10 protein-coding genes are annotated in these 13,638 nt (G+C 64.3%); 8 read left to right on the forward strand and 2 right to left on the reverse strand.

Annotation, left to right across the window (positions count from 1 at the left end):
* Positions 1 to 169: 169 nt before the first annotated feature.
* From PVE73_RS06625 to PVE73_RS06650, 6 genes are all read left to right on the forward strand, one after another.
* The gene (locus tag PVE73_RS06625; protein WP_277366194.1) at positions 170 to 1,576 is read left to right on the forward strand and encodes a GumC family protein; all 1,407 of its coding nucleotides are present in this window, start codon (positions 170 to 172) and stop codon (positions 1,574 to 1,576) included.
* A gap of 16 nt (positions 1,577 to 1,592) precedes the next feature.
* Complete coding sequence (locus PVE73_RS06630; RefSeq protein WP_277366195.1) at positions 1,593 to 2,912, forward strand: O-antigen ligase; 1,320 nt, start codon at positions 1,593 to 1,595, stop codon at positions 2,910 to 2,912.
* Positions 2,913 to 3,677, forward strand: coding sequence for a polysaccharide deacetylase family protein (locus PVE73_RS06635; RefSeq protein ID WP_277366196.1), 765 nt, complete (start codon positions 2,913 to 2,915; stop codon positions 3,675 to 3,677).
* A gap of 4 nt (positions 3,678 to 3,681) precedes the next feature.
* Positions 3,682 to 4,959, forward strand: coding sequence for a glycosyltransferase family 4 protein (locus PVE73_RS06640; RefSeq protein WP_277366197.1), 1,278 nt, complete (start codon positions 3,682 to 3,684; stop codon positions 4,957 to 4,959).
* Between the two features lie 244 nt (positions 4,960 to 5,203).
* Complete coding sequence (locus tag PVE73_RS06645) at positions 5,204 to 6,334, forward strand: glycosyltransferase family 4 protein (RefSeq protein WP_277366198.1); 1,131 nt, start codon at positions 5,204 to 5,206, stop codon at positions 6,332 to 6,334.
* 22 nt (positions 6,335 to 6,356) lie between these two features.
* Positions 6,357 to 7,352 (forward strand): glycosyltransferase, encoded by a 996-nt coding sequence (locus PVE73_RS06650; RefSeq protein ID WP_277366199.1) that lies wholly within the window; start codon positions 6,357 to 6,359, stop codon positions 7,350 to 7,352.
* Positions 7,353 to 7,395: 43 nt separating this feature from the next.
* On the opposite strand, the gene PVE73_RS06655 is transcribed toward PVE73_RS06650, so the two are convergent.
* Complete coding sequence (locus PVE73_RS06655) at positions 7,396 to 7,854, reverse strand: TIGR02588 family protein (RefSeq protein WP_277366200.1); 459 nt, start codon at positions 7,852 to 7,854, stop codon at positions 7,396 to 7,398.
* A gap of 12 nt (positions 7,855 to 7,866) precedes the next feature.
* On the reverse strand, positions 7,867 to 8,661 hold the full coding sequence (locus PVE73_RS06660; RefSeq protein WP_277366201.1) for a TIGR02587 family membrane protein: 795 nt from the start codon (positions 8,659 to 8,661) through the stop codon (positions 7,867 to 7,869).
* A gap of 257 nt (positions 8,662 to 8,918) precedes the next feature.
* Here PVE73_RS06660 and PVE73_RS06665 point away from each other — a divergent pair, with 257 nt between their 5' ends.
* Both PVE73_RS06665 and PVE73_RS06670 read left to right on the forward strand, forming a co-directional pair.
* Positions 8,919 to 10,454 carry an efflux RND transporter periplasmic adaptor subunit gene (locus PVE73_RS06665; protein WP_277366202.1) on the forward strand — a complete coding sequence of 512 codons (1,536 nt, stop codon included), beginning with the start codon at positions 8,919 to 8,921 and terminating at the stop codon, positions 10,452 to 10,454.
* Complete coding sequence (locus PVE73_RS06670; protein ID WP_277366203.1) at positions 10,451 to 13,609, forward strand: efflux RND transporter permease subunit; 3,159 nt, start codon at positions 10,451 to 10,453, stop codon at positions 13,607 to 13,609. The genes PVE73_RS06665 and PVE73_RS06670 overlap by 4 nt, the downstream gene beginning before the upstream one ends.
* Positions 13,610 to 13,638 lie beyond the last annotated feature (29 nt).

The following is a 13,638-nucleotide window of genomic DNA, read 5'->3' on the forward strand; positions in this document are numbered from 1 at the left end:
TGCGGGGGCTGGTATGTATGAAATGGCAAAACCGCCTCGCGGATTCCCGGGGCCGGCTCGAACCCAGGCGGGAAACCCGCATGCGCAAGGTTCGCTTCTGAACATGCTTGCAGGCGGGCGAGCCACGGAGCCGGCCGAACCCGACATGGTTCCTGCGGAGCCGGAGGCAGTGCCTGCCGTTTCCCAGCGCGGCAGCGTCCATGACTATACGGAGCGGCTGCGCCACCTGTCGCCCGACGACATTCTCGCCTGGCTCAACCGCGGCAAATACCTGATTGCGGCGGCGGTGCTGGCCTGTGTGGCCGCGGCCTTCATCTATGCCCAGACCGCCACGCCGCGTTACACCGTCTACACGGACCTCGTCGTCGATCCGTCCAATCTGCAGGTGGTCGACGACGACGTGTTCGCCAACACCCAGCAGCGCGACACGCAGCTGCTGGAGGTGGAAAGCAAGCTCCGGATCCTGACGTCGCGCAATGTGCTGGAGCGCGTGATCGACAGGATGAACCTGGCGGAGGATCCGGAATTCTTCAGACCCGGCTGGCTCGATCCCATCAAGCAGCTCTTCTCCGGGAAAAGTGCCGACGGAGACCGTAAGCTCGCCGTCCTGCGCGCCCTTTCCGAACGTGTCGAAGCAAGCCGGGAGGAGCGCTCCTATGTGGTGGTGCTGAGTGTGTGGACGGAGGACCCGTTCAAGTCGGTGGAGCTCTCCAACGCCATCGTGGACGCGTTCGAGACGGAGCTTTTCGAAGCCGCCTCCGGGAGCGCAGGCCGCGTGGTGTCCTCCATCAGCGAGCGGCTGGACGAGCTGCGCGCTAACGTCACCGAGGCCGAGGCTCGCGTCGAGGCGTTCAAGCGCCAGAACGGCCTCCAGTCGAACGGCGAACAACTCGTCAGCGCTCGCCGGTCGAGCGAGCTCGACGATCAGGTCCTGCAGGCCCAGGAGCGGCAAATCCAGCTCGGCACACGTTATCGCGAGCTGGAGCGGGCACTGAACGAGCGCAGCTCCGCCACGCTGCCCGCCTTCCAGTCGAACGCGCTGGTTTCGCTGCGTGCCCAGTACAACCAGCTTCAGCAGCAGTTGCAGGCGCTTTCGCTGACTTATCTCGACAGGCACCCGCGCCTGCAGGCGATCCGGACCGAGATCGCCTCGGTGGAGCGCGCGATGGTCGCTGAGGCACAGCGCATCGTGAACGCCGCGAAACTCGACGCCGACCAGGCCCAATCGGTGGTGCAGGAACTGCGCCAGAGGGCGCAGGCGGAAGAGAACGCCGTGTTCGAGGACAACAGCTCGATGGTGAGGCTGCGCGAGCTGGAACGGGATGCACGGGCGAAGGCCGCGCTCTACGAAACCTTTCTCTCGCGAAGCCAGGAGATCACCGAACGGCAGCAGATCGATACCAGCAATATCCGGGTGATATCGCGCGCCGTCCCGCCGATATCGCGCAGCTGGCCGCCGCGCACGCTGATCCTGCTCGCGGCCGGTGCCTTCGCCGGGCTGTTCATCGGCGTGGGCCTGGCGCTGGCGCTCGGCTTGCTCAGATATCTGCGCGAGCCGCAGGCCCGCGCGGCCTGAGAGGGGAGCGTTTCCCATGCCGACGGCACAAGCGACGGCCGCCGTCAGCCTGCCGGAACACGGGGTTCAGACGGCGGTCAGGACAGTGCTGTTCATGGCGCTGTTCCTCTTCTTCTGGATTTCGCTCAACCCCTTTGTGGATTTGACGGGCGAGGCCGTTCTCGATCCGTCGGCGGGCGACTCCAACCGGCTCAACCAGATCGTCTCCCTCGGACTGTCCGGAAGCATCCTGCTTTTCGGCCTGTTCCATCCGTTGCGCAAGGCGATCCTTCAGCCGCGCCTGCTGCTCATTCCGCTCTTCGCGTGGTTCCTGTTCGTTTCCATCCTGTCGAACCATCCGATGCTGGGCATCAAGGGCGTGGTGCTGGCGATCATCATGACGATGAATGCCAGCATCTATCTGCTTCTCCCGGTCTCCGAGCGTCATTTCGCCAAGATGCTCGCCTTCGGGACACTGGCTGCGCTGGTTCTTTCCTATTACGGCGTTCTCTTCAAACCATCTGTCGCCATCCACCAGGCGGCGGAACTGCGGGAACCGATGAATGCCGGGCTGTGGCGCGGACATTTCCCGCACAAGAACAGTGCCGCCGCGGCCATGGTCGTCGCCACCTTCTTCGGCCTTTTCGTCATGGGCGCGTTGTCGCGCTTCGTCGGCGGGATCATTGTGGTACTGGCGGCGTTCTTCCTTCTCCAAACCGGCGGCAAGACATCCAGCGCCATGCTGCCCGCCACCATCCTGGTGGCATGGGCGTTCGAGCGCTTCCGGTTTCTCAGGGTGCCGATCGCCGTAGGCGGTGTTGCCCTTTTCAATCTGCTCGCGGTCGGCTCTGCGGTCATCGAACCCTTCGGCGCCCTGCTCACCGAGCTCGGTATTGACGCAACCTTCACCAACCGCGCCGATATTTGGCGGTTCGCGTTCGGCGCGATTGCGGACAATCCGATTCTCGGGCATGGATTCAAGGCATTCTGGCAGACGGAAGAGCTCGTCTATAGTGGCGGCTCGATCGAGACGTGGGCTGTCGCCGCCGCCAACGGACACAACTCCTATCTCGATATCGCGCTCACCACGGGTATTCCGGGCCTGCTGCTGACGTTGGCCTGGGTGCTGTTCCTCCCTCTTCGCGACATCTCGCGAATCGGGCCGGAACAGGAGCGTTCTCCGCTGACGCGGCTCTACATACGCATCTGGCTCTACGTGCTGTTCAATGCGGGTCTCGAAAGCCTATTCTATGAAGGCGGCAACATGCTCTGGTTCACCTTCATGCTGGCGCTGTACGGGTTCCGATTCCAGGCCTCGGCCCGGATCATCCATTCTTCGGGGAGGGGGAAGACCTAGATGGGCGGGCTTGGACGTGAAACCACTGAACTGATCGACCGTGCCGTCAACCGGCTGGTCTGGAAAATGGGAAGCCGGGAGCGGGAGGTTGCCACCGAAACGCCGCTCGTCACCTTCACATTCGACGACGTGCCGGAGACGGCGCTGACGAACGGCGCGGCGATCCTGGAGCGGCACGGCGCGCGCGGCACGTTCTACATCTCCGGCGGCATCGCCTCGAGCGTGGAGCCGGGCCGCACGCTGATCTCCAGCGAGGGGTGCCGCGCGCTTTCGCAGCGCGGCCACGAAGTCGGCTGCCACACCTTCGCGCACCGCAAGCTCCGTCTCATCGGCGGAGACCTCGTGGCGGATCTTACACGCAACACCGAATATCTGCGTGGGGCCGGCGTGGAGGAGCCGATCCGCAACTTCTCCTTTCCGTTCAACGCAGCCTGGCCGCCGGCGCGCAAGATGCTCGGCTCCCGCTTCGCGACATGCAGGGGGGCCGGCGAGGAGATCAATCGCGGCAGGGCCGATCACCTGATGCTCAAGAGCGTGGAGATCCGCCAGCCCGAAACCCATGCGCGCTCATTGACCCGCTGGATCGACGACGTGGCGGCTCAACCCGGATGGCTGATCTTCTTCACCCACGATATCACCGAAACGCCGACGCCGTTCGGCTGCACGCCGGAGACATTCGATCACCTCGTTGCTCACGCCAAGGCCAAGGGCTGCCGGGTCGTCACGGTGCGCGAAGCGGTCGAGCTGCTCGGCTGGGAAGGATGAGCCGATGACGCCGCCCGCACCGGCCGACAAGCCGAGGCTTCTCGCCATCAACAACTATTTCTACCGCCGGGGTGGGGCCGAGGCGGTCTTCTTCGACCATATGGCGCTGTTCTCGGAAATCGGCTGGGATGTCGTGCCCTTCGCCATGCAGCATGCCGAGAACGAGCCCTCGGAGTGGTCGCGATATTTCGTTTCCGAGATCGAGTACGGCAACCAGCCGGGCGTGCTCACCAAGGCGATGGATGCCGCCAAGGTCATCTATTCGTTCGAGGCGCAGCGCAAGCTTTCGGACCTGCTTGCCGCCGCACCGCCGACAATCGCGCATGCGCACAATGTCTATCACCACCTGTCGCCGGCCATCTTCTCGACGCTGAAGGCGGCAGGGGTCCCGGTCGTGATGACCGCGCACGACCTGAAGCTCGCCTGTCCCGCCTACAAGATGCTGCGTCACGGCATCGTCTGCGAACGGTGCAAGGGCGGGCGCATCCACAATGTCGTCCTGAACCGCTGTGTGAAGAATTCGGCCGCCGTGAGCGGCGTGGTATTTGCCGAGACGCTTATCCACCGGCTGCTCGGGCTCTACCGCGACAAGGTGGACCGCTTCGTCGTGCCCAGCCGCTTCTATCGCGAGAAGCTCATCGAATGGGGCTGGCCGGCGGAGAAACTGGTCTACATTCCCAATTTCGTCGATGTTTCCAATCTCAGGACGGGATGGGCGGAGCAGGATTACTTCGTCTATGCCGGAAGACTGGCGCCGGAGAAGGGCATCGCGACGCTCATCCGCGCCGCCGCCCTTGCCAAACAGAAGCTCGTCATCGCGGGAACGGGACCAGAGGAGGCCCCCTTGCGCGAACTGGCCCGCACGAGCGGTGCCGACGTCACCTTCGCCGGCTATGTGTCGGGCGAGAAGCTGTTTCGCCTGATAGGCGAGGCAAGGGCGCTCGTCCTTCCTTCCGAGTGGTACGAGAACGCACCGATCAGCATCCTCGAAGCCTATGCGCTCGGAAAGCCCGTCGTCGGCTCCGACATCGGCGGCATACCCGAAATGATCAAGGAAGGGGAAACGGGCTATACCGCAAAGGCAGGCTCGCCGGAGGACCTCGCGCGCGTCATCGGGGTGGTGGCTTCCCTTCCGCCTTCCCGACGCGCTGAAATGGGGCTGCGCGGCAGGGGGTGGATATCGACCGAGTTTTCGGCTGCGAGCCATAGGCAACGCATGCTCGACCTTTATGCGGGGCTCGTTTCTCCGGAGACAGCCGAAGCCAGGCCGTACGGGACATAATTGCAATGGTTCCGCTGTCCAATTTACACCTCCTTCAGAGATGATGGCCCAATCTGTCCGAAAGCGTTCGGGAGACGCGATGCTTGGCAACAAAACGGCAGCTCCGCGCGGCGGGCCGAGAGACCCTCGGCCGCAAGAACGCTCGCCGCAGGTTCGGCTCCATTCCGCATCCCAGCAGGCCGCTCCCCTTGGCGGGAAGCACGCCGGCGCGATCGCATCCGACGCTGCCCGGATGCCCCGGGCCATGGCATACGCAACTTCGCGGGCCGGGCGCGTCACCATGCTCGGCCTTCGCGGCATACCGAATATCCAGGGTGGCGTTGAACGGCATGTGGAGATCCTGAGCCGCGAACTCACGCGGCTGGGCTGGCACATCACGGTCATCGGCCGCCGCCAATATATGCGGGAGAAATCCAAGGCCACCTGGAACGGCATCGCACTGGTGCCGCTCTGGTCACCACGGCGGATGGCGCTCGAGGCTGCCGTCCACACGTTTGTCGGCGTGCTCTATGCGGCGGTCCACCGGCCGGACGTCCTGCACATCCATGCGATCGGGCCGTCGCTCATGGTGCCCCTGGCCCGGCTCCTGGGGCTGAAGGTTGTGGTGACCCATCACGGCTTCGATTACGACAGGCAGAAATGGGGCCCGCTCGCCAAGAGGCTCCTGAAGCTCGGCGAAGCCCTGGGCATGAAGTTCGCCAATGGACGGATCGCGGTCGCCGGCGGTGTCGCCCGGGCGATGGAAGAGCGTTATGGCGTTCCGGTGAACTTCGTTCCGAACGGCGTGGAGATCCACACCGCCGAGAGCACCGGGAATGCGCTCGACCGCTTCGGGCTCTCGGGGCAGAGTTATGTCCTGACGGTCGCGCGGCTGGTTCCGGAGAAGCGCCAGACGGACCTGATCGATGCCTTCGCCAGGCTGAACACCGGCGACCGCAAGCTCGTGGTCGTGGGCGGAAGCGAGTTCGAAACCCCCTATTCGAGGCAGGTCAAGGAGATGGCCGGCAAAGTGCCCGGCGTGATCATGACCGGATTCCAGACGGGGAGCGATCTTGCGGCGCTCTTCTCGAATGCGGCGCTTTTCGTTCTCCCCTCCAGCCATGAGGGAATGCCGATCGCACTTCTGGAGGCGCTCGGCAACGGGTTGCCGGTTCTTGCCAGCGACATTCCGGCCAATCTGGAGGTGGGGCTTGCCGCCGAGGACTATTTTCCGCTTGGCGATGTGGAGGCGCTGGCGGCGGCGATCCGGCGCAAGCTCGCCGAGCCCTCTTCGCCGGAGGAGAAGCGGCGGAAAGCGGAGCAGATCGAAAGCCAGTATGGCTGGCCCTCGATAGCGGAGCGCACGGCGGTGGTCTATCGCGCCGTGCTGACCTGAACTGGCGTTCTGATCGGTGATCATGGCCGTAAGCATCATCATCAAGACGCTGAACGAGGAGAAGCGGATCGCTTCGACCATAGAGCATGCGCTTGCGGGCCTGCCCGGCGGTGAAGGCGAGGTGATCGTGGCCGACAGCGGCTCGACCGATCGCACGGCCGAGATCGTCGCCGGCTATCCGGCGACGATGGTCCAGATCGTGGAGCCGGCGAAACCAAGCTGCGGCATCGGCGGGCAGCTCGGCTTCCAGTACGCACAATACGACCTGATCTGCCTGCTCGACGGCGACATGGACCTCGATCCGTCCTTTCTCGCCGAGGCGGCTGCCTATCTTCAGGCACATCCGGACGTGGCCGGCGTCACCGGGCATGTGGAGGAGATGAACCTCTCCAATCTGGAATTCACCCGGCGCGTCACCCGCAATGCCCCGGAAAACCGCGTGGGGGAGGTCGATCGCATGAACGGCGGCGGCGTCTATCGCCGCTCGGCCATCGAGAGCGTGGGCTACCTCACCGACCGCAATCTGCACGGCTATGAGGAGTTCGACCTGGGCATCCGCCTGCGCAGCGCCGGCTGGCGCCTCGTTCGCCTGGACCGGCGCTATGTGCGCCATTACGGCCATGTCGAAAACTCCTACCGCCTGCTCGTGAGACGGTGGAAGAGCAAATATCTCTTCGGCATCGGCGAGGTCCTGCGGGCGGCCATGGGCAGGCCGCATCTCGTCCGGCTCCTGAAGGAGCTTCCGGAGATCAGGCTCTGGATAGTCGTGCTCGGATGGATTGTGCTCTCGCTGGCACTTCTCGTGTTTCTCGCAGACAAGCTCCTGGCACTGGCGATTGTCCTGGCGCTCTTCGCCTTGATTGCCGCCACCATGTCGCTGCGCAAGGGTGGCATCGCAATGGGGCTCTACACCGTCGTCGCATGGCTGTTCCACGCGAGCGCACTCCCCGTGGGCTTCCTGCGCCCACGCGTCGATCCGAAGGCCTGGATCGAAAGCCGAAAGCTGGGAGAACGCTGACGGCAACCCCTGCCGGCTGCCATCGTGGCACCGGGACCTTTGGCTAAGGCTTCTTGTACCCTTCGGGCTGCAGCGACAGGCGGTAGGATCCGGGGTCGTTCTGGAAGAACAGGGCACCCTGTTGTTCGGAATGCGCGGGCATGTAGTCGAAGGTGACTTCCCTTTCCTCCACCACGTCCTGGCCGTCCATCAAGCGGCCCTTGACAAGGACAGCCGCCGCGGTCGCACCGCCCCGGTTGACCGCCCGGAACTCCACGTGGTGGCTGCCGCCGATGGCACGAATCCGCTCCACCGTTACCTCGATCCGCGGGATTTCCTGTCGGCCGCTTAACGCCTGAAGGAGGAGGAAGCCGATCATTGCAAGGGTGACCGCGGCCGAGACGCCGCCTACGATCCATTCGAGCGTTCTCGGCTTTTGGGCGACTTGCCGCGGCTCTTTGCCCTTTCCACCCGCGTCGGTCTCGCCCGCTTTCCGTTCTTTTTCAGCGACGTCTCGGCCCATGCTTCTGTCTCCCTAAAGGATCAGCCGGGCGGCGGCCGCCCCCAGCGAGGCGGGAAAGGCCAGGACCACAACCGCCATCAACACCTGCATCGCGGACGCTCCATCGGTGCGGCCGAACGTCCACAGCACGTAAAGGCTCACCAGGACGGCGACGGCGTATCCGACCACCGTGAAGCGGAGGAACACGCTCCACCACGGCACGCCGGGCAACAGCGGACTCTGGCCCTTGAATTCGAGCGCGTAGACGAAACCGTGCATCAGGGAAACCGAAAGCGCGACGAGGCCCACGGCATGCCACTCCGTCATCTTGTAGGAGATCAGGATCATCTCCTCCGTCGGAGCGACGTTCAGCCCCAGGAAAAGCGCACCGATGGCCATGAGGAACATCTCGCTCGCATAGGCTTCTCCTTCCGGCCCTCCGGGTGATTCCGCCTTCCTCCCTCCCAGTTGGCTCCGGCCCAGGAGGGCGCCGATGCTTGCGGGCACCGACTGGATGGCGATCTTGCCGACGATCTCATCCAACGGCATGTCGTATCTGACGATCCCCAGGAGATACAGGATGACTCCGCTGGCGAGGATGCCGATTCCATAAGCAATGGATGCATCCCGCAGATCCTCCCGCCACTCGACGGTCTCTTCGAAACCCGCGTGACGGGACAGCAGCACCAGCAGGGGGATGTTCAGGATCAGAAGGAGGGACAGCCGGAAACGGTCGAGATAGAACCCGAGCCACCACATCTCCATGGTCATCAGCATCGGCAGGGAGAAGATGAGGGCGCCTCCGAAGGCACGCGCAAGCCCGATCATGATGGCGGGATCCTGCGAACCCGCCGGCGAGCCCTTCTCTTGCGGGGATGAGGATCGATCTGCCTGCACGCCGGTTGTGAGCCCTCCAAACCTTCGTCCGAGCAGGCGAGTGCTGCCCCGGGTAGAAACGGCGCGCGGGGAGCTTGGTTCCGGGAACTGCTGCCCGGGTTGTCCTGCACCACTGCGTGCGCTTCGCTGGAACAGTGCGGAAGGGCCATGGTTAGACTGGCGTCCAACCACTGGCAGAAGGCATTCTCTTGAGGACCTCGACCTGGATTGCGATCGGCCTCTTCGCCGCGGTTGCCGCATGGCTTGCAAGCGGTTTCGTCATCGGCGGCGGGGAGGAGAAGGAGGATGAGGGCGCCGCATCCGCCGAGCCGAAGCCGACCCTGGTGGAGGTGCGCCGCTCCGTTGCCGAGCCGGTTCCGCAATATATCTATGCCCAGGGCGTGGCACAGCCGTTCCGCGCCGTGGATGTCATCTCCCCCACCAGCGGCACCTTGGACGAGGTGCTGGTCCAGGAGGGTGACGAGGTCGAGACGGGACAGGTCCTTGCGCGCGTGCGCCTCGAGGCGCGCGCGAGCCAGCTTCGAAGTGCCGAGGCGCGGGTCGAGAGGCTCCAGGCAGACCTCGACGCATTGAGCGAACTGGAGGGCCAGGGCTTTGCGACGGAAGCCCGCGTGCGGGAATTGCGCTCGCAACTCGAGGAGGCCAGGGCGGCGCTTCAGAGCGTGCGGGCCGATATACGCGACACGTCCATCGAGGCTCCTATTCCGGGCATCGTCAGCGACGTCTACGTCAATGGCAGCGAGACTCTGACGGCAGGCGGGGCCGTCGCTCGCATCGTCGACAATGCGCCCTTGCTGGCCACGCTCCATATCTCGCAGCGGGATGTCGGTCGGGTCGATGTGGGCCGCGTTGCGGTGGTGAGCTTCGCTACGGGCGATCTCGCCAAGGGCCGTGTATGCTTCGTCGCACCGGCCGCCGATCCCGAGACCCGCACGTTCCGTGTCGTGATCCGTGTCCCCAATGACGAACGGAAGATCCCCTCGGTCGTGAGCAACGAGGTTCGTTTCCAGACCGGGGAGGCGCAGGCGCATTTCATCTCCCCCTCCATACTCGCTCTCAACGAGGATGGCGCATTGGGCGTGAAATCCGTGGACGAGAACGGCACGGTCCGTTTCCATGACGTGGAAGTGGTGCGGACAGGTATGGACGGCATCTGGATTGCCGGCCTGCCTGACCAGTTGCGACTGATCACCGTCGGGCAGGGCTTCGTGCGGGAGGGCGAAGACGTGCGCGTGACGCAGGCGGAGGGTGAAGGAGGAACGTCCCAACGCGCCGTTCAGGATGTGCGGCTGCCCACGGCGACCGTAGAGGCGGAACATTTCAATGGCGCGGAGGATATCCCGGAGCCTCCCCCTGCCGAAGAGCTGTGCGAGGGGACCGCCTCAAATACGATCTTGACCGGTTCGGTGCCGTCCACTCCCGCAGGATCCATCGGCGCCTCAGATGATTCCATGCGGTCCACGACCGGCGTTTCTCCCGGGCAGGGTGCGACCGGTGCGGAACAGCCTTCGGGCACCGGCGCGATCCAGCAGGACACCACACCTTCGAGCGACATCACCTCTCCGCGAATTTCCGCGCCGCCGACGGCGCAATCTCCGCTTCAACCGTCAGGCGCGGCACAGGGCCAGGGCGGCGCCGCTGGTGGTGGCGCGACCACTGGCGGAGCGGGTGGAGGCGGCACCGGCTCTTCGCCCGCCGGCGGTGCCCAGGGCAACTCTCCATGAAGAGCATCATCGACGCGGCCTTCCACCGCAACAGGGTCGTCCTGATCCTGTTCGCATTGATCCTGCTCATCGGCACCTATGCCTATCTGGCAATACCGAGGGAATCGGCACCCGACGTGCCTATCCCGATCATCTACGTCTCCGTGCCGCACGAAGGCATTTCGCCCGAGGATGCGGAACGGCTTCTCCTGCGTCCGCTCGAAACGGAACTGCAGTCGATCGAAGGCCTGGACGAGATGCGCTCCGTGGCGGCGCAGGGCTACGCGGCGATCACCTTGGAGTTCACCGCCGGGTTCGATGCCGACGAGGCGGAGCAGGACGTGCGCCAAGCGGTGGACCGGGCGAGCGCCGAACTGCCGCAGACGGCGGAAGAACCGATGGTGGAGGAGGTCAACATCGCCCTCTTCCCCGTGCTGACGGTCATGCTCTCAGGGCCCATTTCCGAACGCGCCCTGATCGACCTTGCCGAGCGTCTGCAGGATCGGCTGGAAGCGCTTCCCGATGTCCTGGAGGCGGACATCGGCGGCGATCGCGACGAGGTGTTGGAGGTGCTGATCGATCCGACTGCACTCGAATCCTACGGCGTGCCGTTTTCCCAGCTTCTCGCCACCATCGAGCGGAACAATCAACTCGTTACTGCAGGCTATATTGACACCGGCGCGGGCAGGATCACCCTGAAAGTCCCCGGGGTCATCGAGGATATCTCCGATGTGCGGGCCATACCGCTCAAGGTGGCCGGCAACGCGGTGGTGACGGTCGGGGATGTGGCGGTCGTGCGCCGCGGCTTCGCGGACCCTACGGGTTTCGCCCGCATCGACGGGCAGCCGGCGATCGCCCTCGAGGTGAAGAAGCGCATCGGCGCGAACATCATCGAGACGGTCGAGGCAGTCAAGGACGTCCTGGACGAGGCCAAGGGGTCCATGCCGGCCAGCGTGTCGGTCACCTATCTGCAGGATCAGTCGACCGAGGTGCGGGAGACCCTCACGGACCTGCAGAACAACGTGATAACGGCCATCCTGCTCGTCATGATCATCACCGTCGCCACGCTCGGTTGGCGCAATGCGCTGCTGGTGGGACTCTCCATCCCCGGCTCCTTCCTCGCAGGCATCATCTTTCTGTGGTGGATGGGCTACACGCTGAACATCATCGTGCTGTTCAGCCTGATCCTCGTGCTCGGCATGCTGGTGGATGCGGCTGTTGTCACGACGGAACTGGCCGATCGCTGGATGGCCGGGGGCAAGCGTCCGTTCGACGCCTATCGCGAGGCCGCCAAGCGCATGTCGTGGCCCATTTTCGCCTCGACCCTCACCACGCTCTGCGTCTTCTTTCCGCTGCTCTTCTGGACCGGAGTGGTGGGCGAATTCATGAAGTTCCTGCCGATCACCGTCATCGCCATCCTGACTGCTTCGCTGGCCATGGGCCTCGTCTTCATCCCCGTGCTGGGCGGCATGATCGGCAAGCGCAATCCGCGCGCACAAGAAGAAGAGAAGGCGCTCGCGGCAGCGGAAAGCGGCGACCTGGAGGATCTGGACCGCGTCACGCGCATCTATGTCTCCGCGCTGCGGCGCCTGCTCAGGCGGCCCGGCCTGACACTGCTTGGAACCTTTCTGCTCCTCGTCTTCGCGATTGTGGCTTATGTGTTCTTCGGGCGCGGTGTGGAGTTCTTTCCCGAGATCGAGCCGCGCTTCATCCAGGTCACGGTGAAGGCGCGCGACAACCTCTCCATCCATGAGAGGGACGCTCTCGTACGGGAGGTGGAAGAGACAATCCTCGGCACGGAAGGCATCGAGCATATCTATGCCCGCACCGTGGGCGAGCAGATGCAGCAGGAGAACGTCTCCGCCGATACGATCGGCATTCTCCAGCTCGATCTGATCGAGTGGGAGGACCGGCGCCGTGCCGATGAGATCATCCAGGAAGTGAGAGAGCGCACCGCCGACATTCCCGGCGTGCGCATCGCCGCCAACGAGCAGGAGATGGGGCCGGGGCAGGGCAAACCCGTCCAACTGCACATCCTCGGCAGGGATCTGCAGACGATGGAGCAGGCGACCGCGAAGGTACGCTCGCTGATGCAGGATCTGGGCGGCTTCACCGATATCGAGGACGATACGGCCGTGCCGGGCGTGGAATGGCGCATCAACGTCGATCGGGAGAGCGCTGCGCGTTTCGGCGCGGATGTCACCACGCTCGGGCAAGCGGTTCAGCTTCTCACACAAGGATTGAAGTTGGCAGAGTACCGGCCGCCCGACGTGGAGGACGCAGTCGATATCCGCGTCCGCTTCCCTGCGCCCGAGCGGACGCTGGGAAGTCTCTCCCGTCTTGCAGTCCCCACGGAGCGCGGTCAGACGCCGATCACCAATTTCGTGACGATCGATCCGGCAGAGAAGACCGGCATCATCAACCGCGTCGATGCCGAACGGGTCGTCACCGTCGAGGCCGACGTGGCCGAAGGCGTGCTGCCGGCGGAGAAAACGGAGCAATTGCGCGGTGCCATCGAAGAGGCGGGGCTGCCCGGAAACGTAACGGTCGAATTCGTCGGTGAGCAGGAGGATATAGCCGAGGCGCAGAATTTCCTGCTCGGCGCGTTCTTCGCTGCCGTTGCGCTGATGTTCCTGGTCCTGGTGACCCAGCTCAACAATGTCTATCAGGCGCTCGTGGTGATGAGCGCGATCGTCTTCTCCATCGCCGGCGTTCTGATCGGCCTGCTCCTCACCGGCCGCCCGTTCGGCATCGTCATGGGCGGGCTGGGCGTCATCTCGCTTGGAGGCATCGTCGTCAACAACAACATCGTGCTGATCGACACCTACAATGAAATGCGCGGGAAGGGTCATGACGCCATGGATGCTGCAATCCGCACCGGCGCCCAGCGCCTGAGGCCCGTCTTCCTCACCTCCATCAACGACATACTGGGCCTGATGCCGCTCGTGCTGGGCCTCAACATCAATCTGATTCACCGTGAAATCCAGTATGGCGCGCCGTCCACGCAGTACTGGATCGAGCTTTCGACGACGGTTGCAGGCGGGCTCGCGTTCGCCACCTTCCTCACGCTGATGCTCACCCCTTGCATGCTGCTGCTCGGGCACCGCGCGCATGAACGGGCGGGAAGCTTCTACCGCGGTTGGCGGCAGCGGCACCGGGCGGACGCCCGGTCCTGATTGAATCGTTGTCCGGAAGAACGCTTGGA

This window comes from Chelativorans sp. AA-79, assembly GCF_029457495.1.
In the GTDB taxonomy this organism is placed as follows: Bacteria; Pseudomonadota; Alphaproteobacteria; order Rhizobiales; family Rhizobiaceae; genus Chelativorans.

Bases quoted from the DNA above. Each gene is read 5' to 3' on its own strand.
- PVE73_RS06655 (WP_277366200.1), bottom strand. From the start codon at position 7,854: ATGGGCCGAGACGTCGCTGAAAAAGAACGGAAAGCGGGCGAGACCGAC.
- PVE73_RS06660 (WP_277366201.1), bottom strand. From the start codon at position 8,661: ATGATCGGGCTTGCGCGTGCCTTCGGAGGCGCCCTCATCTTCTCCCTG.
- PVE73_RS06635 (WP_277366196.1), top strand. From the start codon at position 2,913: ATGGGCGGGCTTGGACGTGAAACCACTGAACTGATCGACCGTGCCGTC.
- PVE73_RS06645 (WP_277366198.1), top strand. From the start codon at position 5,204: ATGGCATACGCAACTTCGCGGGCCGGGCGCGTCACCATGCTCGGCCTT.
- PVE73_RS06640 (WP_277366197.1), top strand. From the start codon at position 3,682: ATGACGCCGCCCGCACCGGCCGACAAGCCGAGGCTTCTCGCCATCAAC.
- PVE73_RS06670 (WP_277366203.1), top strand. From the start codon at position 10,451: ATGAAGAGCATCATCGACGCGGCCTTCCACCGCAACAGGGTCGTCCTG.
- PVE73_RS06630 (WP_277366195.1), top strand. From the start codon at position 1,593: ATGCCGACGGCACAAGCGACGGCCGCCGTCAGCCTGCCGGAACACGGG.
- PVE73_RS06650 (WP_277366199.1), top strand. From the start codon at position 6,357: ATGGCCGTAAGCATCATCATCAAGACGCTGAACGAGGAGAAGCGGATC.